The organism is Flavobacterium sp. (genome assembly GCF_025352425.1).
GTDB lineage: Bacteria > Bacteroidota > Bacteroidia > Flavobacteriales > Flavobacteriaceae > Flavobacterium.
In genome coordinates, this window is the sequence record NZ_JANXTI010000061.1 from 1 (window position 1) to 20,867 (window position 20,867).

Genomic DNA, 20,867 nt, shown 5'->3' on the forward strand with positions numbered 1-20,867 from the left:
TGGTCAATTTGCACCGAAATCGGGTGGTCAATTTGAACTGGAAAGTAGTGGTCAGTTTGCTCCGAAACTGGTGGTCAATTTACACTGGAATTAGGTGGTCAATTTGACCGTTTTTTCCATCCAGTATAATTAGCACGAATGTATATAGTTGTTTATACAAATACATACATTTATATACAGTTGGTCGTGATGTTAAATAGATTTGAGAAATAAGATTAATGCAATATTGTTTTACACAATGTTTTACACTTTGAAAAAGAAAAATCTCTAACTGTTTGACAAACAAACTGTTAGAGATTTTATGTTTGTGGTACCTCCAGGAATCGAACCAGGGACACATGGATTTTCAGTCCATTGCTCTACCAACTGAGCTAAGGTACCTTGCGTTGTAGCGGGTGCAAATATAGTACGATTTTTAATTTATCCAAAACAAATACTAAAAAAAAACTATTCGTAACTTTGAACCCTTAAAACAACGCTATGCTTTTAACTATTGATGTTGGAAACACAAGAATTAAAGCCGCTGTCTTTGAACAAAATACACTTGTGGAGTTTTTTGTTTTTACAAAAGATGTGCTTCTGACAGAGACAAATTATATCTTGAATAAGTTTCAGAGAATCAAAAAAATTGTCGTGGCTTCGGTAGGAAACGTAGAAAAAGAATTGTTTTTGTCTTTCGAAAGCAAAGCGGAAATTTATTTCATAACCCACGAAAGCAAATTTCCTTTTACTAATTTATATACTACTCCCACTACCCTTGGAGTCGATAGAATGGTATTGGCTTCGGGTGCTGTGCTCCGATTTCCTAATCAAAACAGATTGGTGATAGATGCCGGAACCTGTATAACCTATGATTTTATTGATGCGAATGATAACTATCTGGGAGGGGCAATTTCTCCGGGGATTCGTTTGCGTTATCAGTCATTGAATGATTATACAGCCAAACTACCATTGTTAACAAAAAAAGAACCTGAAAATTTTATTGGAAATACTACGCATGAATCTATCCATTCTGGTGTTATTAACGGTGTTGCCAGCGAAATCGATGGGTTTATAAATCTGTACAAAACACAATACGCTAAATTTATCATAATTTTAACGGGTGGCGATACAGAATTTTTGGCTATACAATTAAAAAATACCATATTTGCCAATTCAAATTTCCTATTGGAAAGCCTGAACCAAACATTTCAATACAATCAAAAATGATTAAAAAAATTATAGTAAGCATCAGTTTACTTTTTTCATTGGCAATTTTTGCTCAAGAAGGAACATCTTCTCCTTATTCTTTTTACGGAATTGGCGATATAAAATTTAAAGGAACTGTTGAAAACCGTTCCATGGGAAGTATTTCAGTTTTTCCCGATAGTATCCACATCAATATTCAAAATCCTGCACAATTGGCAAGTTTGAAACTGACCACTTTTGCGCTTGGCGGAACTTATGCTAATACCAAAGCTAACACAGAAAGTCAAGAAGCGAAATCACGAAGAACTTCATTAGATTATTTGGCCGTTGGAATTCCTGTTGGTAAAATCGGAATCGGTTTTGGACTTATTCCTTATTCTTCCGTTGGATACAAAATCCAAAAAAACATTTATAAAATAAACACTGAGGTAACACCACTCGAAATTACAGAAGTTAAATATTCAAAATATACAGGAATTGGTGGTGTAAATAAGGTTTTTTTAGGTCTTGGATATCATCTTACCAAGAAAATAAATATTGGTGCCGATGTTCAATATAATTTTGGAACAATAGAAACCAATAATCTAATTTACCAGACATATCCACTTATTCAATACGGATCAAGGGAAAATAACACTTCTGATTTAAGAGGTGTTAATTTTGACTTAGGCATTACCTACCAGACAAAAGTGAACTCGAAATATTCTTTCTTTAGTAGTTTGGCATATACTCCAGAGGCAGAATTGACATTAGGAAATACACGTAAAATCGAAGTCGTTCAACTTTTAAGCACTAGTGCAGTACAAGTAATTGAACAACAAAACATACCAGTTGATGATACTAAAATAAAACTTCCGTCAAAATTAAGCTTTGGCTCAGGCTTTGGCGAAGTAAAAAAATGGTTAATTGGTGGAGAAATTACTTTTTTACACAACAGCGTAATGTCTAATCGTTTTAAAGATATTAAAGGTGCGACTTTTGAAAACGCTGTTCGTTATAGTTTAGGGGGATTTTTTATACCTAATTATAACTCGTATTCTAATTACTATAAGAAAGTGGTGTATCGCGGTGGACTGCGTTATGAAAATACAGGTTTGGTAATTCAAAAACCTGGTTATCCAGATAAATCGATTAATGATTTTGCTGCAAATATTGGTTTAGGAATGCCATTAAGTGGTACCTTTACAAACATAAATATTGGACTTGAAATAGGTAAAAGAGGCACACGATATTATAACTTAGTAGAGGAAAACTATGTAAACATTAGTATAGGTTTATCTCTAAGCGATAAATGGTTTGTGAAACGTAAATTTGACTAAAACTGTTATATTATGAAGGCAATTATTTTTATACTTAGCGTTTTGTTTATTACAAATAGTAGTTATGCTCAAAAGTTTGATTGTGCTTCAAAAATAACGGAATATCAAGAACTTCTTAAAGAAAAAAAAATAACTGAGGCTTTTGGTCCGTGGAGTGACGTTAGAAAAAATTGCCAAAAGGAAAACGAAGCCATTTATACTGACGGAATTCAAATCCTTCAATACAAAATTGACAATGCAGCTTCCGCTGAAGAAAAAGAAAAGTTAGTACGCGATGTCCTGAAATTGTATGACCAATACAATAAAAATTATCCGCTTTCAATTCCGGATTTTGAAGTAACTAAAGCAATGATTCTGGTTGCCAATAAAATTGATACCAAAGAAGAAATTTTTAATTTATTGGATAGCGGTTTTACCAAAGCTTCAAAAAATGTAACTGATGCCAATGCTGTCTATACTTATTTTAGCATGTATGCTGAAAGATTCAACAGTGGCGACAAAAAAATAACCTCCAATTCAGTTCTAGAAAAATATACATTAGTTAACTCGTTACTTATCCAATTGCAATCCTCCAAACCAGAAAAAAAGGATTATAAAACAGCTAAAAATGCTATTGATAAATTGATAAAAGATTTGGCAACTTGTGAAAATCTAGATGCTTTTTACACAAAAAATTATGCTGCCAATCAAGAAAATACTGATTGGGTTACTTCTGCTTTAATCAGTCTTTCCTCAAAATGCAGCGACAAACCAATCTTTCTTACCTTGGCTGAAAAGCTTTATTCTGCAAAAGCAACAGCACAATCAGCTTACTTCATGGCGTTGGGAAATCTTAAGCAAAGAAAATTTACCGAAGCAACCAAGTTTTATAATGAATCTGCGGAATTACAAACAAACCCAACAGAAAAGGCCAAAATATATTACACACTTGCTACGGGTTTACTTGCCGCCGATTTTCCAAAATCAAAAGAATGCCTAAACAAAGCATTGAATTCTGATCCAAAAATGGGAAAAGCTTATTTGTTTTTGGCACAACTTTATGCTAACGGTGCTAAAGATTGCGGTAAAACCGATTTTGAAAAGAAAGCAGTATATTATTTGGCGATTCAAACTGCCGAAAAAGCAGGAATTGCCGAGCCAAGATTAAAACCAACTTCCGATAAAATGGCAAAAGATTTCGAGGCGCAATCGGCAACACCAACCGAAATTTCCAAAGCAAAAATGAATGGTAAATCGTTAACTATTGGTTGTTGGATTAATGAAACCATTATTTTCCCTTCCAAATAATGGTGCATCCAACTAGAAATAGTGTCCCTTTTATTTTATCAATCTTTTTTTGTTTCCTTTTAATTGGTTGTGAAAGCAACTTCCGTGATGTTCAAAAAATGGGTTTTGCTGAATTTTCACCAAGCGGTGATGCGGATGGCATCAACCTAAAATACACGGATTCCGGAAGAATAACTGCCAATTTGGTAAGTCCGAAAATGCTCGATTATGCCACAGTTGAATTTCCGTTTACCGAATTCCCGAAAGGAATCCATCTAACTTTATTCGATAAAAACGGAAAGGAAACCTATATTGACGCTAAGTATGCTGTATCGCATAAGGATACTAATCTTATTGATTTGCAGAACAACGTAAAAATCTCCAATCAAAATGGTGAATTGCTCGAAACAGAGCAATTGTATTATGACCAGAAAAATGAATGGTTTTTCACCGAAAAAAAGTTTAAATTTACTTCTCCAAAAGGAGTTTCGACTGGCGAAGGAATTGATTTTAGTAAAGATTTCAAAAAAGTTAACTCCCAAAAAATATCCGGAGAAATCCAATCATCAGAATAACTATGAACTATTTAAGATTTACCCAATATGCCTATTTACTTGCCGGAATCCTTTTTAGTATTGATGCTTTTGTAAAATGGCAATCGAACGAAAACTTTACTATCAGCGGAATATTTGCTGCTGTTTGTATCTTTCTGTTTTTCTTCAGAAGAAAGTTCGCCAAAAAGTTTGACGATCACAATAAAAAAACCTAATTCATGGAAATCGGAATAATCATTCTATGCTTGATACTTTCCGCTTTTTTCTCTGGAATGGAAATCGCTTTTGTTTCTTCCAACAAAATTTATCTTGAAATTGAAAAAAAGCAAGACGATTTTATTTCAAAAATCCTGACCAAACTTACCCAAAAACCATCCAAATTTATTGCCACCATGCTTGTGGGCAACAATATTTCTATGGTTGTTTACGGTTTTTTTATGGGCGATTTGTTGATGCGCTGGTTTGTAAGGATTGGATGTGAATTTAGTGATTTTTCGAATTTATTATTGCAAACTACAATTTCAACGCTCATCGTTTTAATGACTTCCGAGTTTTTGCCCAAGGTGTTTTTTCAAATCTATGCCAATACCTTTATTAAATTCTTTGCGCTGCCTGCTTATTTTTTCTACAAACTCTTTTACTACATTTCTTCTTTTTTGATTTGGATTTCCGATTTTGTGTTGCGAAAGTTTTTCAAAACCGAAGGCGATCAGATCAATTTATCATTTAGTAAAGTGGAATTGGGAAATTTTATTTCGGAACAAATGAATGCCGTTCAGGATCACGAAACCGTTGACTCTGAAATACAGATCTTTCAAAATGCCTTAGAGTTTTCAGGGGTAAAAGCCAGGGAAATTATGACCCCAAGAACAGAACTTGTTGCTGTTGATTTATACAGTTCTGTGGTTGATTTGAGAGAACTTTTTATAAACACAGGTTATTCAAAAATACTGGTTTACATTGATACCCTTGACGATATTGTTGGCTATGTTCATTCGTTTGAGCTATTCAAAAAACCACGAAACATCAAATCAATTATGACTTCGGTAGAGTTTGTTCCCGAAACAATTTTGATAAAAGACGCTATGGATTTGTTGACCAAAAAACGAAAAAGTGTTGCAGTAGTTTTAGACGAATATGGTGGAACGTCGGGTATTGTGACAACCGAAGATATAGTGGAAGAACTATTTGGGGAAATTGAAGACGAACACGATTCGGAAGAAGAATTAATAGAAAATAAAGTAGATGATTCAAACTTTGTATTTTCATCGCGCCTGGATGTTGAATATTTAAATGAGACCTATAAATTCAATATTCCTGAGGGAGATTCTTATGAAACCCTAGGCGGATTTATTGTCGATTTTTGCAAAGAAATTCCGCAAAAAGGAACTCAGATAACCATTGGAAATTTTGTGTTTGTCATCGAAGGAGCGACGAATAAGAAAATCGAATTAGTAAAAATGACCTTATTGGATTAATTTCTGTAAAAAAAAACAAAAAATTGATGAAATTATAACTGTGTGAGTATTATTATTTCACATATAATTGTATTTTCGCAAATTGAATTAAAAATTAACAAAAATAGAAATGGCAGTTTTATCAAAAATCAGAAAACGTTCGGGCTTACTTTTATTAGCGATAGGTTTTGCTTTATTGGCTTTTGTTGTACAAGATTTGTTTACAAAAGGTTTCAAAAGTGTGTCTAAAGACGTAGGAAGCGTAAATGGAAAAGATATTTCTTTCGATGAGTTTCGAATAAAAGTAGCAAACACAGAAAAGAATTCTCAAGGTCAAAACATGACTTCAATGCAAGCCTCTAACCAGGTTTGGAATCAGGAAGTTCAAGTTGCGTTGCTTAATGCTGAATTTGAAAAATTAGGTATTCGCGTTGGCGAGAAACACATTGTTGAAGCATTCAAAGCTGACCCAAATATTGGTTCAAACCAAATGTTTTTAAATGCAGCCGGAAAATTTGACTTAAACAAGTTTAAGGATTATTTCAAACAAGTTCCAAATGGAATGCAAATGCTGAGTGAGCAGGAAAAAAACGCAGAATTAAGAGCGAAGTATGATATCTACAACTCTTTGATAAAAGGCGGAATGTATACCACACAAACTGAAGGAAAATTCAAATACGAATCAGAATCTAACAAAGTGAGTTTTGATTATGTAATGGTTCCTTTCTCTTCGATAAAAGACAGCGACGTAAAAGTGACCGATGAGGAAATCACGAATTACATGAAAACGAAAGAGAAAAAATTCAAATCGGAAGAATCCCGGGAATTGGATTATGTTTTAATAGCAGAAAAACCATCGGCTACTGACGAAGCGGAAATCAAGAAAAATGTTGACGCATTATTGTTACCAAGTGTGCGTTACAATAAAGAAACCGGTAAAAATGATACGATTCAAGGATTTAAATCAGTAACTGACAACGCCGACTTTGTAAATGCAAATTCAGATACCCCGTTTGACTCAACTTATATTTCAAAACAAGATTTACCAGCGGAACATGCTGAGCAATTATTCAATTTGCCTGCAGGAGAAATTTACGGGCCATACATGCGCGGTAACTATTATTGTCTTTCAAAAGGATTAGGTAGAAAGGCTGGAGCGAAAGTAAAAGCGAGCCATATCTTAATCAGTTGGGAAGGGACAAAAGTTCCAAACAAAAAAGAAAAAAGAACGAAAGAACAGGCTAAAGCTAAAGCAGAAGGTTTGTTAGCGCAAGCACAGGCAAATCCTGGAATGTTCATGATGTTGGCCATGTCAAACTCTGATGATTCCTCTGCACAGCAAGGTGGCGATTTAGGATATTTCGCTCCCGGACAAATGGTAAAACCGTTTAATGATTTTGCTTTCAGTAATCCGATTGGAAAAATTGGTTTGGTAGAAACAGAATTTGGTTACCATATCATCCAGGTAACGGATAAACAAGATGCCGTTAAATTGGCAACCATTGCCCAAAAAATTGAGCCGTCAGAAGCTACCAATGATAAAATTTATACACAAGCAACCAAATTTGAAATGGATGCGGCTAATAAAGATTTCGTTGCATTGGTAAAAGAAGCAAGATTGACTACAAGTCCTCCGGTAAGAGTAAAAGCAATCGATGAAAGTTTTGGCTCATTGACCAATCAAAGACAAATAGTAAAATGGGCTTTTGAGGGCGATACCAAAATTGGCAGTGTGAAACGATTCGAAATTGTAAATGTTGGTCATGTTATTGCCAAATTAAAAAGCATTGCTCCAAAAGGATTAATGTCAGTTGAAGAAGCAAGGCCGCAAGTGGAGTCAATCCTGAAAAACAAAAAGAAAGCAGCTAAAATAGAAGCAAAAATGAAAGGCGCTTCTTTGGCAGCAATTGCAGCGGCTAATAAAGTTACTGTTATGAACGCGGTGGATTTAACTATTGAAAATGCCAATGTTCCCGGGGCGGGTTTTGAACCAAAAGTAGTAGGAATGGCTTTTTCATCTAAGGCGGGTCAGGTTTCAAAACCAATTGACGGAAATTCCGGAGTATATGTAATTGCTACTAAAGTTGTCACTAAAGCGCCAGCTATCAAAAAATTTGATGATTTTATTGCTAAAGTAAAACAACAGGCTGTTGGAAACTCCGGAAGGTTTATGCAAGCGTTGAAAGACGATGCTGATATTGTAGATAACAGAGCTGATTTTTATTAATTAGCAATCTAAATTAAAAAAAAACCGCCTCGTTATTGACGAGGCGGTTTTTTTTAGAGTATCATTTCATTATAAGCAACCACAATTTCAAAGCCTTTAGATCTGAAATAATTCACTGGATTTTCTTTAGAAATACTCATTACAAAATCGCCTCCCCAGGCACCCAAACTTTTTATCACGCCATCAAAATCGGGAAACAAAACTTCTTTAACTGTTTTGAGTTCCAAAATATTGCTCATTTCAATTTCGTGATCTTGTAATGCTGTGCCAAATTCTTTTAGAGTTGCCGCTTCGGTTACAGTTTTTGTAATGGAGTCAATAGTTGCGATTGCCTGCTGGATATTACTACGTTTACCATAATAAGATGCAATTGCTGCTTTGCTGTTTTGTTTTTTATTGAGGTAAATAAAAAAGATTTTGTCTGTAAAATTAGGCTTGAAGTTTACTTTTTCGATCAGTGGTTTTTCGTTGGCCAATTGATACAGTATTGGGCTGTTATTTTGAGCGCAGGCAATATCATAGCCACTTCCACCGAAACTTCTTTTCAATAGCTCAAATGCGTCAATTTGCAGCCACTGCGCAATATTATTGATTAAGGTAGACGATGTGCCCAAGCCCCAAAATTTTGGAAAAGTCAGTTCGGTTTTTATTGCATATCCTTTTGAAGAAGTTATGTAATCAGAATTTATCAGATAGGCTTCGTGCAAAATTTCTATTAAAGTATTCTTGATATTCTTGGCATCATCAAAACGCTCTTTTCTCATAATGGATGAAAATGGAATAGCGTCCTCAAACCAAATACTTCCATCGCTGTCAAAACTCTTCCAATGAATCAGCTGCCCTTCTGATTCTTCCATCATTAAACTTTGACCAAACTTAGTAGGTAATGCAAAAGCTTTGGCGCCATCAAGCACCAAATATTCCCCGGTGATGAGTAGTTTTCCGTTACTGTAAAAAGTTTTTTTCATCTTTATAAACCCTTAAAGGATTCAAAACCCTTTCAGGGTTATTTTATTTTCTTAGATTTTCTATAAATGACACAACAGCTGAATGTGAGATGGAATTTTTTTCAAAATAACTTTTAATAACTTTACGTTCTTCGGAGGTGGTTTGAAACTGATTAAGAATATTATTGATATGCATTTTCATATGCCCTTCCTGAATTCCGGTGGTAGTTAAAGAACGTAGCGCTGCAAAATTTTGCGCCAAGCCTGTTACGGCAACTATCATCATCAACTCATGTGCCGATGGTTTTCCCAGAATTTCCAAAGCAATTTTTACCAATGGATGCAACGACGTTAAACCGCCAACGGTTCCTAATGCTAATGGAATTTCAATCCAAAAGGTAAATATTCCGTTTTCTATTTTGGCATGGGATAAGCTGGTATATCTGCCATTTCTTGATGCATATGCATGTACTCCCGCTTCTACAGCACGAAAATCATTTCCGGTTGCTAAAACCACCGCATCTACGCCATTCATTATTCCTTTGTTATGTGTAACGGCGCGAAAAGGTTCAATCTCAGCTATGCGAACGGCCTGCATCAATTTTTCAGCAAACAGTTGAGGGTTTTCTATTTTCTTCTCAGCTAATTCTTCAACGCTGCAAGAAACTTCTGCGCGAACAATACAATTCGGGACATAATTAGAAAGAATACTCATTACAACCGTGAGATTCTTTTCAGTTTCATTAAAGTCAGAATGACTTTGTGCTGCTTCTTTTAGCGTTTTAGCCAATTGTTCCAAACACGAATTGATGAAATTAGCGCCCATGCTGTCTTTGGTTTCAAAAGTGACATGAAGCTGAAAGTAATTTTCTAATTCGGTGGTTTTATTTCGAAGTTCTAAAGATGTGATTCCACCACCACGCTTTTGCATGTTTGCGGTAATACTTTCAGTAGACGCAATTAAATCCTCTTTTATCGTATTGAAGAACTTCTGAAGTTTATTTGAATCTCCATTAAAAAGAAAATGCACTTGCCCTATTTTTTCGGTGTTTAAAACAGTCGTTTTAAATCCGCCACGCGTACTCCAAAACTTAGCCGATTTAGCAGCCGCCGCTACAACCGAACTTTCCTCAATAACCATTGGCACCGAATAATATTTCCCATTGATTAAAAAATTGGGAGCAATTCCCATAGGTAAATAGAAATTAGAAATCGTATTTTCTACAAACTCATCGTGCAATTGCTGTAGTTTGGTATCGTTGTTCCAATATTGTTTTATCGTCGCAATGGCTTCCGTTGGGCTTGCAAAATATTCATTGGCAATCCAATTGATCTTTTCTTCTTTCGTTAGTTTTGAAAATCCTGCAACTGCATTATTCATGGTAAAAATAAGTGAATTATTCAGCAACAAATATAGTTATTCGCATGTTGATTTTAATTTTATTTATAAAAGAAGCAAGCCACATATAAAATGTGGCTTGCTCTCAAAATTATCTATTAACTCTAATTTTATTGTTTAATTAATTTCATTGTTTGTGAACTATTGTTGTTATCAATAGCTTTTACCAGATAAACGCCATTACTTAAATCGTTTACATCAAATTGATAATTTTCGGAAGGAATAGTATCAAAAGTTTTAACTAGCTGACCTGTGATTGTATATACCTGAACCTTTGAAACCTCTGCGTTTATTGTAAATAAACCCGAAGTCGGATTGGGAAACAAATTTAAATTGGCTACAGTATTAAAAATGGGAGAACTCAAGGTTGCCGCTTTATTACCATATACTCTATATCCTCCTGATTCAATTGAAAGGTTCATATTGGTATCGGTAACATTTAAGGTTGAATTATCCATTAAGTTATACCACGTTCCGGTAAACGGAAATCCCGCTGCAATATTTAATGTATTATCTGAAAAATTGGTTCTGACAAAAACGTAGCTTAAAGCAGCTGTTTGTATTGTACTTGTCCAAACATCTAATCTTGGGCTTCCGGTAGCGCTTAAATTCCATGCAAATTGTCCATTTTCAAAAACATCTTCTGTTTTTTTCAATTCAATCATTTTTGCCCAATTATTATAAATATTTAATCTGGCTGCATCTCCCATCCAGTTATTTACCCATTGTAACTGTGGCTTAGTATCCAACTTACAATCTGGTGCCGAATAGGAAACGACCCCATTATTACATGTCCATAAGGAAGCGGTATTTCCTAAATCTGCAAAATGCCAAATCATTTTTGGTCCGGGAACCAATAGGAATACTGAACCCATTGCAGGGAATCTTTGAAGAACCTTTGCTAAGTTTCCTTGAGTTTGCCCGGCTTCATTAAAGGCTTTGTAACCTACTCGTTCTTCATCATGGCTTTCCGGATATCCGACAAATCTGTTAGTAGTAGCATCAGCAACTCCCGAAAGATCTGCATAATTACCTTTTAACAAATTGGCATAAGGATCGTTCATTTTTCTCCATTGCATAATTCCCTTAGTGTCGCCGGAGCGCAGGTAATTTGCCCATTCTGTTTCTTCAGTGGCGGAGCCGCCTGTTCCCAGATGTTCAAAAATAATTAGAAAATTAGGGTCAAAACTCCACTGTATATCGGCATATTGTTTCAATTTAGCCACTCTGTCAGCAAGATAACTATTGGTACATGTTTGATCACCACTGGTACAACTATTTGTAAATCCTTTTGTTAAATCCCAACGGAACCCATCAATTTTGTAATCCTGAATCCAGGTTCTGATTGTCTCGGTAATATAAGGAGTTATTACATCTCCACCAGGGCCTGTTGTTCTAAAATGGTTAATATCACTTCCCACACCATATGCATGAGTAGCAGTTTGGTTGATATATGGATTTTCAGTAGTAGTTTTAAAGCCAGAATTATTGGACCATCCATCATTATCTGTATCTAACATCCACATTCTTTCCAACGGTGAACGGCCAAAAACGTGATTTAATGCAATGTCAAGTATTACTGCAATACCGTTTTGATGGCATAAATCCACAAACTCCTTCAGCTTTGCCGGCGGACCGTATCTTTTATCCAATGCCATATGATAAGCTGAATTATAACCCCAGCTCAAATTCCCTTCAAACTCCATCACGGGCATTAACTGGATAGCGTTTATTTTAAGGTTTTTGAAATAATCGATTCTATTAATCAAATTTTGGTAAGTTCTATCAGCATCAAAATCACGAACTAAAACTTCATAAATAGTTAAGTCTTTTTTCTTTGGTTTAACAAAACTTGTTGTAGCTGCACTCCATGTATAATTCCACCAAGCGGAGGGTCCTGTTTGCAAAACCGTTACTTCTCTATCTTGTCCCGGGGCAATGGTACTATAAACCGGTAAACCGGGATAAACTCCTAAAGTTACAATTTCCGGGTCATCAAAAGGAGATAAAACCAATTTAGAATAAGGATCGGCTGTTTTAACAATTGCCGGAGAACCCGCTGGTAGATTAACGACATCGCCTATCCAATACTGGTAGGCATAAAATTGTCCCGGAGTTAAGCCTGTCAACTCTAACCAAAATTTTGTAGAGCCAGAATTATTATCTTTTTTCATGGCATAAGCTGTGTTTGGCGACCAGTTGTTGAAATTACCGGCGACGTAAACAAAACTCTTAAATGGCAAGTTCACTACCAAAGTGGCCTTGGTTGGATCTGAAGGATTATAATTAATCCCATCAACCATTCCGGTTGGCAATGCCAAAGAAATTGTTCCCGGATTAATAATTACCGAAAACTTTGCAAAGAAAAATGTATTTCCCTGAGTGATTTTTAATACATAATTTTTATTGATTGTAACATTTGTATCTGTATAGGAATAGGAAGCAGTAGTTGCGGTATTTTGTGCAGTAGCAGAGCCATTAACGAATAATTCGTAAGTGGCGGGGCCATTAGTATTATTGGCAGTAACTGTAAAATTGGAGCCACTTGTTATAATGCTGTTACTATTCAAAACCGGAGCAGCTAAAGTGTATTGAAAAGCTCCGACAGGGATAAAAATATCTGGGGAAGTTTGTAAAGTAGCATCTGCTGATCTTAAAACTAAACAAATTTCTGTAATTGAATTACTAGTGGAAACTCCAAAATAAGTATATAAATCGGGAGAAATAGATAGTGTGTAATTTGAAGAAGTTCCAACTTGTGTCATTTGCGGATGCAACGGACTATTAAAAGCAGGACTCCCTTTGATGTTTTGAAATCTAACACCATTTACCGTTACGCCAATGTAAGCATAAATAACACCAGTGTAGGAAGCTAACCCTGTACCTGTTTTGTTAAAAGTAATTGTAGCAGCCTGATCTGCAAGAACCGTAGTAGGTGATGTTGTTACTTGTCCGAAAGACAAACAAGAACACATCATAAAGATTAATAGTATAAAATAATTCCTTTTCATATCAATTTTCTATTTATATAAAAGGCTATCAAATAAAAATGATAGCCTTTTTTTTATTTTAATTTTTTTTTATTGTGGCAGTAAAATATAACTTCCATCTAAATCATTAAACCAAATGTCATAAGTCCCTGCGGTTTGAACACTGATATTGTTAGAAGAGTTGAACAGTGCAGTTCCATATGCCTGAGTACTTCCACTACTACCCCAATTAGTTGACCAATTCGCATTGGCTCTAAATTTCATTTCATTAGCCGTAAGAGCTACATTAGTGATAAACCAAAGATGTGGATTGTTAACATCTTGAGTCATATTAGTATCACTTCCCCAACCATTTGCTGTTGCAGCTCCAATAATACCCATTGTTGAATAGGTAGTTGCCACTGAGCCAGTATAAGGAGTTACTGTAAAACTTCCGCCTTGGCCGGCAGTTGTGAAACTATAAGTATAATATCCGGCAGTTGCAACATTAAAAGTACCCGGATCGGATCCGCTTCCCGTATTTACAGCCAAAGTAGTATTGTCATTTGTTCCCCATTGTGGTTGCCATTGACCTCTTACTTCTAATAATTTGAATGCCCCAGCGTTAAAATAACCAGTGTAAACATAATTATTTGGAATGTTTTGATTTCTAAAAACAGGGGTATTATTATTATTATTATTCCATCCTGGTGTAGTCGCACTACCTACAAAATATAGATTAGGAAAAGTAACACTGTATGGAGTAACGATAATACTTAAAGTGCTTGACGTTCTAACTAAAACGTCTGAGCTCTCATTGGTATTTCTAGCTTTTATTCTTAAATCAATATTACCCGCAACACCAGGAGTTAATCCGATTCCTAATGCTACAGAATTTAAAGTAGCATGAGTTACTGGTAAAGTAGTTATATTGGTAACACTACCTAAAGAAACAGGGGAAGCGAAATTTGAACCTCCTAAAGCTGCTTCAACTGTATAATCTACATTAATATTTAAATCTGAATTTAAGACAATATCCGTCCAATTAACTGTAAGTACAGTATTGCCTGAGTTAGCAATTGATAGTACAAAAGGAGTCCCGCTTGCTGGATTGGTAATAACGGGAGGATTAGTTGGATATGTTGTAACGAAATAAAGTACTGAATTACTTAAAACACTACCTGAATTTATTCTTAAAAAGATTGAAATATCTTTAAAGTTTTGAACACCCGCATCTCGAATTGCCTGATTTAAATCTTCGACAGAAATTGTAAATTCTTTGATACTTGTACTACCAAGGCTTATAACATTTGTAAACTCTTCATCCAAGGACATTTCAATAGTATAATTTGAACTACCTGTTAGATCATCTTTCCAAACCACTGTTAATGCAGGGTTTTGAGGGAGTCCGAAATTTAAATATACTGAATTAATCTCAGGCTCGGTTAATTTAAACGCTGCGTCCGGCGAAGTAATTTTTAAATTATCATCCGTACCACAGGAATTTAAGACAAACATCAATGACAGTATTAATATACTACTGATTTTTTTTATGTGTATTTTCATTATACTTTTTTTTAAAGGTTATAAATTTAATGGTATCAAAATGTAATGACCTGTTAAATCATTAAACCAAACATCATAATCATCCTCAACAATTACCGGTATGTTTGCACCATTTACTGTTGCCGTTCCTGAAAAAGAAGTTGAACCTCCCCAAACTGAACCTGTATTTGTTACAAATTTCAAATCACCGGGTGTCAAATGCAAAGTATTTTTATGCCAAATATGATTATCAAATGTCGATTGAATCATTGGAGTGCTTGCTGCTGATGTTCCTTGAATGGTGATTGAGCTAAAATTTACTGCACCTGCGGTTGACAACGGTACAAATAAAAAGCTATTAGTACTATAATTAATCGTAAAAGTATAATACCCAGCGCTAGCTATTGCAGAATTATTGTTAGGAAAAGTCCCAGGATCGGAACCTCCACCAGGGTTAACATTAATTCCACCACCACCATTAGTTCCCCACTGCGGTTGCCAAAGTCCTTTTTCTTCTAAAACTTTAAATTCTCCCGCATCAAAATAACCCGCATATCTATATAAATTTGGGTTTGAACCGTCTCTAAATAAAGGTGGATTATTGTTATTGTTATTCCAACCTGGTTCTGTTGCATTACCTACTATATAATAATCTTTAAATGGGTAATTAAAATAGGGATACACATTAAATGTTATTGTATTTGATGCAACTGGCAAACTAGCCGTTGTTCCAATCGTAGAAACTACTCTTGCGTATACAGCATTCCATTGAAAAGGCGGTAAACCGGCACTACCAACAGCAGAATTTAATTGGTTAATTGAAAGCGTTGCACTATTACTACTAACGGTTGTAACCGAGACTGGGTTTGTAAATGCTGCATCTGAGCTTAATTGAACATTATAAAACACAGCGGTTTGTTGGCCATAATTAGCAGGAGTCCAATTTAGAGTAACAGCAGGATTATTCGGGTTTACTTGGTCAAGCTCTATGTCTGATATTGCTAAATTTGACAATACAACCGGTGTAGTTTCAGTAATTTTAAAATTGGCATTGTCATCAGTACATGAACTGATTACCAAAATAACGCAGAACATTTGTATTAAAATTGATATTTTTTTCATAATTTTTCTATTTTATTAATATCCTGTATTTTGAGTTAAATTAGGATTGGCTGCTAATGATTGTGCAGGAATAGGGAATAATTTAAGGTTATTAGAAATGGCTATTCCATTAGCACTATTTCCTTTCCAAGCCCAATTATATGTTCCTCCTGTATATTGACCAAATCTAATAAGATCTTGTCTTCTATGTCCTTCCCAATGTAATTCTCTCGATCTTTCATCAATGATAAATTGTAAGGTAACATCTGACGCAGTAACGTTTGCAAAATTTCCATCATTAGCTCGTTCCCTCAATGAATTGATATAGGTTAATGATTGTGAGTTTGCATTTGCAGTGCTACTACCATTAGTTGCCCCATCTCTTCTCATTTGCGCTTCAGCATACATTAAATAAACATCAGCAAGTCTGAACAGCGGGAAATCGGTGTTAACAAATGTAGAGTTTAGTCCTGGTATACCAGTTGAACTGATATTTGAAAACTTAGTTAAGATATACCCTTGGTCTTTATTAGCAATATCGCTTATTTCTAAAGATCTATCCCCACCACCAATAATTGTTTTTCTAGCATCAAAATCATAAGCTGAGCCATCGAATTTTTGAACAAATTGCTTTCTTAAACGTAAAGCACCTCCCCAACCACCGGATCCAACACCTAATGAAGCTCCGTTAGCTTCTAATGAACCTACTGAACCATTAACCATTACGGTTGTTGCGCCATAACTTTGAGTTACTTGCCCATCAGATTGAAGTGTGAAAATCATTTCCTCAGAAGTATTATTGTCTGCTTTAAAGTTATCAAGATAGTTAGGTTTCAAGGCGTATCCACCAGCAATTATTTGAGAACATTGGTCCATACAATCAGCATATCGGTTTGCGCCTGTATAAACTTCAGCATTTAGATACATTTTTGCTAATACCATTCTGGCAAATGCTTGGTCTAACCTTCCGTTTTCATTTGTTCTAGGTGCTTTTAAATTTGGCAAAACCGCATTTAATTCACTTTCAATAAAAGTAAACAGTTGCGCCCTGTCGTATTGCGGCCCGGTAGTATTTAAAGGGTCAGCTTCTGTAACTAAAGGGGCTTTTCCATATAAATCCATAAGATTATAATAAGCATAAGCTCTTAGTGTTCTAACTTCATTTCTAAAGGTTACAATATCAGCTAACAAAGCAGCATCAGTAACGCCTCTGCCACTTAATTTCTCAGGAGTTGTTTGACGCAAAAATTCATTGGCGAAAGCTACTTCACCCATTGTTCTACTAAACATACCCAAAATAATTGGATTGCTTGCATTCCAAATATTACGTTGCAACTCTTTTGTTCCCGGGTCATTTTCATAACTCCAGATAACTTCGTCAGTAGTTAAGTCTTGTAGATACCATAAACATCTACTAAATTGACTTGTCCCGGCATCAATTCCTTCTAAGAAAGAAGAACCGGCATCACCAGCACCTGTTAATGACAAATTACCATAAACTCCAGCTAAACCTTGTCTGTAAGCGTCAGGTTGAGCAAAAAAGGCTTCAGATAAAAACACATCATCATCTTTAGGCACTACATCTAGATCTCCTGTACACGAATTAAGTACGAGGAACAGACCTATTAAATAAAATGCATTAATTTTTAATTTTTTCATAGTTTTTTTTTAAAAATTTTACATTAGCACCAACTTGAATGGTACGTTGTCTTGGATAAATGGTATTATCTCTACCATCATTATTTATCTCTGGATCCAAACCTGAATATTCAGTGATAGTGAAAACATTTTGAACTCCGGTATACAATCTTAAAGAAGCTTTACCTTCTAACCATTTAGGGAAAGTATACCCTAAAGTCACATTATCCATTTTTAAGAAAGAGCCATTTTCAATGTATATGTCTGATAAAACCACGTCTGATGTAGTATTAAAACCAGTACTTAAAACAGAAGTGGGAACATTTTCCAAAACATTATTTATCAACGAATCATATTGAGCTCTTCCTGCGTTTACAGCATTATATATATGACTACCAATGCTTGCTCTTAAATTAAATGAAAAATCCAGATTTTTATAATTCATAGTTGAGGCAAAACCAAAAGTCACTTTTGGATCCGGATTTTTATACAAATATCTATCATCACCATTAATGATTCCGTCTCCATTAATGTCAGCATAAGCACCTTCAATAGGTTTTCCGGCATTATCATACAATTGTTTGTACACATAAAATGAATTTGGAGCATATCCTTCTTTGTGAATTTGAGCAGTTCCACCTGTTCCTGCTCCAGTATCTCCTAATAAGATATCAGCACCAAATGCAAGTTTATCAATTCTTCTTTTGAAAGCAGTTCCATTTAAATTAATATCCCAATTGAAATTCGTGCTTTTAACAGCCTGCCAATTTGCAGTAGCTTCAACACCTTTAGTTGAAAAACTTCCGATGTTTTGGTATCCTCGATTTGAGAAGTTACCACCATCAGGCACCGCTACTTTAGCAATTAAATCATCAGATATTTTATAAAAAGCATCAAAAGATAAATTAAGTCTATCATACAATCCAATGTCCAGACCTACATTATAAGTTGTAGTTTCTTCCCATTTTAGATTAGGATTGTACGGTTTAGAAACACCTATAGGGAAAGATACAGTTCCGAAGGTATACTGACTCGTTCCACTACCTGTTGAATACTGCTGAATATAGTAGTTTCTTGCTTCTGGATCGTCAATTTCCTGTTGACCCGTTATACCGTATCCAAGACGAAGTTTAAAATCAGTAATTGACTTTGAGCTTTTAAAGAATGCCTCTTTCATCTTCCATGCAAATGCAGCCGAAGGAAAATTACCCCAACGGTTGTCTACAGGAAATCTTGATGAACCATCTCTTCTGTATGTCAAGGTTAACAAATAAGTATCATTATAAGCAAATTTAGTTCTTCCGATATAACCTATCAGCACATTATCTGTATCTGTAGTTGTTTCAGGAAAGTTTGATGGCAAGTTTGGATCAAGAGTATTTCCTGAAGCATACGATTCGCTTTGACGGATTTGATAAGAATAACCTGCCTGTGCTTCAAAATCTAATTTTCCAAAAGTTTTGTTATAGACTAAATATGAATCGAATAATTTATTTCTTCTTGTACTATCTTCATACTCATTTTTCCCATAAGGAATATTGTTGTTGCTTGGTCCGGATGCTGCTTCCCGAGTCATTCTTTTAGTTCTTTCTCCATTAGCCTCGTCAAATCCTAAACTAACAACAGCTCTAAGTGCCGGGAAGAAGTGAAATTTATAATCAACTTCAAAATTTCCAAAAAATCTATTGCTAATACCTCTGTCCTCCGTTTGTAATAATTGAGCTACTGGGTTTCTTGTTCCTATTTTTATTGTACCATCCGGATTGTAATACTCGGTGTATCCTCCATAAGGAGAAGTCAGGTCATAAACTGGTTGGGTTGGGTTAAATCGTAAAGCAGAACCTTCAACTCCGTCAGCAAATCTATTTCTTTCGTTGGAATAGGTAGCATTCAATCTTATTTTAAGGTGATCGCTGAAAAAGTTAGGGTTTAAGGTAGTCGAAACTGTATTCCTGGTAAATGAATTTGTCAATCGCAACCCTTCCTGATAAGTGTTTCCAAATGACAAACGAGCAGGTATTCTGTTGAATAAGTTTCCTTTTATCGAAAGATTGTTGTCCACAAAATCAGTTCTTCTGTAAATTTCATCCTGCCAGTCTGTATTCGCTGTTCCTAACATACCTACATCACCAGGTCTAAGGTCTGTTATTAAAGCTCTATATTCGTCTGCACTAAACACGTCAATTTTATCAATTAATTTACCTGACCCATATTGGAAGTTATAATCAACCGCTAATTTCTTTCCGCCTTTTTTTGTAGTAATGATGATAACCCCATTAGAAGCTCTAGACCCGTAAATTGCTGAAGCAGAAGCATCTTTTAAAACGGTAAAACTTTCAATATCACTAGGATTTAATGATGCCAAAAATGATGTAGAACCAGTGCCCGTTTTAGAATCAATTGGCAAACCATCAATAACAATTAATGGATCATTTGAAGCAAATAGAGAAGAACCTCCCCTGATTCTAATTTGTGTTCCCGAACCTGGAGCACCTCCTCCTGAGTTGATTGTTAAACCAGCTACTCTACCATTCAGTAGATTTTCTGCCGTAACATTTGAGCCTTTGTTGAATTCTTTTGAAGAAAGTGTTGTAATAGAACCCGTAACATCTTTCTTCTTAACAGTACCGTAACCCACCTGAACCACAACTTCCTGCAATTGGTTAGCGCTTTCGTTCAAGCTAATATTGATAGATTTCTGACCTGAAAAATTTACCGTTTGAGAGTCGTAACCGATAAAAGAAAAGACCACCCTGTCTCCACTTTTTAGTCCTCCCAATTGAAATTTCCCATAAAAATCTGTTGTGGTGCTGTTTTGTGCACCCTGAACAATTATGTTTACTCCAGGCAGTGATTGATTCGACTTGCTATCAACAACAGTTCCGCTTAAAGTGGTCTGAGCCAGCACACCAAAAGGGAGTAAAAGGAATAAAAATAACAACTTTTTGTAAATTGGTTTCATACATTTTGTTTAGGTTAAAAAATAATTTTGTGCTTATACTTTTGACTTCGAGTGTTAAATTTATATAAAAATCTGGATAAACACTTTAAACAGACGTTAAATGTGCCGCGAAAACGTTTGCGTGTTGAAAACTTTTTTGCTTTTTTAATTATTTAACATTAATGTCCGATAAAAAATAAAAAAGACTATTTTTATTTTTTATCTAATTGTTATTCAGTTATTTAATTTTTAAAATCTCTCGTTTCTCAAAACAAGGCATCAAAAAAATGACAGTTGTTTTATTTCAGACTTATCA

The 20,867-nt window shown here is 35.1% G+C and carries 14 protein-coding genes and 1 tRNA gene; 7 read left to right on the forward strand and 8 right to left on the reverse strand.

Annotated elements, in window-relative coordinates:
* Positions 1-308: 308 nt before the first annotated feature.
* Positions 309-381 (reverse strand) — tRNA-Phe (locus tag Q0Q99_RS08095).
* A gap of 99 nt (positions 382-480) precedes the next feature.
* Between Q0Q99_RS08095 and Q0Q99_RS08100 the strand changes: the two genes are divergently transcribed.
* The 7 genes from Q0Q99_RS08100 to Q0Q99_RS08130 all read left to right on the forward strand — a co-directional run bounded on the left by Q0Q99_RS08100 (position 481) and on the right by Q0Q99_RS08130 (position 8,011).
* Positions 481-1,209, forward strand: coding sequence for a type III pantothenate kinase (locus Q0Q99_RS08100; RefSeq protein WP_293894081.1), 729 nt, complete (start codon positions 481-483; stop codon positions 1,207-1,209).
* On the forward strand, positions 1,206-2,507 hold the full coding sequence (locus Q0Q99_RS08105) for a hypothetical protein (protein ID WP_293894084.1): 1,302 nt from the start codon (positions 1,206-1,208) through the stop codon (positions 2,505-2,507). The genes Q0Q99_RS08100 and Q0Q99_RS08105 overlap by 4 nt, the downstream gene beginning before the upstream one ends.
* 12 nt (positions 2,508-2,519) lie before the next feature.
* Positions 2,520-3,794 carry a hypothetical protein gene (locus Q0Q99_RS08110; RefSeq protein WP_293894087.1) on the forward strand — a complete coding sequence of 425 codons (1,275 nt, stop codon included), beginning with the start codon at positions 2,520-2,522 and terminating at the stop codon, positions 3,792-3,794.
* Positions 3,794-4,348, forward strand: coding sequence for an LPS export ABC transporter periplasmic protein LptC (gene lptC, locus Q0Q99_RS08115; RefSeq protein WP_293894090.1), 555 nt, complete (start codon positions 3,794-3,796; stop codon positions 4,346-4,348). Before Q0Q99_RS08110 ends, lptC begins: the two co-directional genes overlap by 1 nt.
* Positions 4,349-4,350: 2 nt before the next feature.
* Positions 4,351-4,542, forward strand: a complete 192-nt coding sequence (locus Q0Q99_RS08120) for a hypothetical protein (protein ID WP_293894093.1) — start codon at positions 4,351-4,353, stop codon at positions 4,540-4,542.
* A 3-nt stretch (positions 4,543-4,545) separates the two neighbouring features.
* Entirely contained in the window at positions 4,546-5,805 is a 1,260-nt protein-coding gene (locus tag Q0Q99_RS08125) for a hemolysin family protein (RefSeq protein WP_293894096.1), read from the forward strand.
* A gap of 109 nt (positions 5,806-5,914) precedes the next feature.
* Positions 5,915-8,011, forward strand: coding sequence for a peptidylprolyl isomerase (locus Q0Q99_RS08130; protein WP_293894099.1), 2,097 nt, complete (start codon positions 5,915-5,917; stop codon positions 8,009-8,011).
* A 53-nt stretch (positions 8,012-8,064) separates the two neighbouring features.
* On the opposite strand, the gene Q0Q99_RS08135 is transcribed toward Q0Q99_RS08130, so the two are convergent.
* The 7 genes from Q0Q99_RS08135 to Q0Q99_RS08165 all read right to left on the reverse strand — a co-directional run bounded on the left by Q0Q99_RS08135 (position 8,065) and on the right by Q0Q99_RS08165 (position 20,572).
* The gene (locus Q0Q99_RS08135; RefSeq protein WP_293894102.1) at positions 8,065-8,979 is read right to left on the reverse strand and encodes a GYDIA family GHMP kinase; all 915 of its coding nucleotides are present in this window, start codon (positions 8,977-8,979) and stop codon (positions 8,065-8,067) included.
* A 43-nt stretch (positions 8,980-9,022) separates the two neighbouring features.
* A complete protein-coding gene (locus tag Q0Q99_RS08140; protein WP_293894105.1) occupies positions 9,023-10,339 on the reverse strand; it encodes a hydroxymethylglutaryl-CoA reductase, degradative in 1,317 nt (438 codons plus the stop codon).
* A 128-nt stretch (positions 10,340-10,467) separates the two neighbouring features.
* Entirely contained in the window at positions 10,468-13,368 is a 2,901-nt protein-coding gene (locus Q0Q99_RS08145; protein ID WP_293894108.1) for an alpha-amylase family glycosyl hydrolase, read from the reverse strand.
* A gap of 69 nt (positions 13,369-13,437) precedes the next feature.
* Positions 13,438-14,892, reverse strand: coding sequence for a SusE domain-containing protein (locus tag Q0Q99_RS08150; protein WP_293894111.1), 1,455 nt, complete (start codon positions 14,890-14,892; stop codon positions 13,438-13,440).
* Positions 14,893-14,910: 18 nt separating this feature from the next.
* Positions 14,911-15,993, reverse strand: a complete 1,083-nt coding sequence (locus tag Q0Q99_RS08155; RefSeq protein ID WP_293894114.1) for a SusE domain-containing protein — start codon at positions 15,991-15,993, stop codon at positions 14,911-14,913.
* A gap of 15 nt (positions 15,994-16,008) precedes the next feature.
* On the reverse strand, positions 16,009-17,631 hold the full coding sequence (locus Q0Q99_RS08160) for a RagB/SusD family nutrient uptake outer membrane protein (RefSeq protein ID WP_293894117.1): 1,623 nt from the start codon (positions 17,629-17,631) through the stop codon (positions 16,009-16,011).
* On the reverse strand, positions 17,612-20,572 hold the full coding sequence (locus Q0Q99_RS08165; protein ID WP_293894120.1) for a SusC/RagA family TonB-linked outer membrane protein: 2,961 nt from the start codon (positions 20,570-20,572) through the stop codon (positions 17,612-17,614). Before Q0Q99_RS08165 ends, Q0Q99_RS08160 begins: the two co-directional genes overlap by 20 nt.
* Positions 20,573-20,867: the final 295 nt, after the last annotated feature.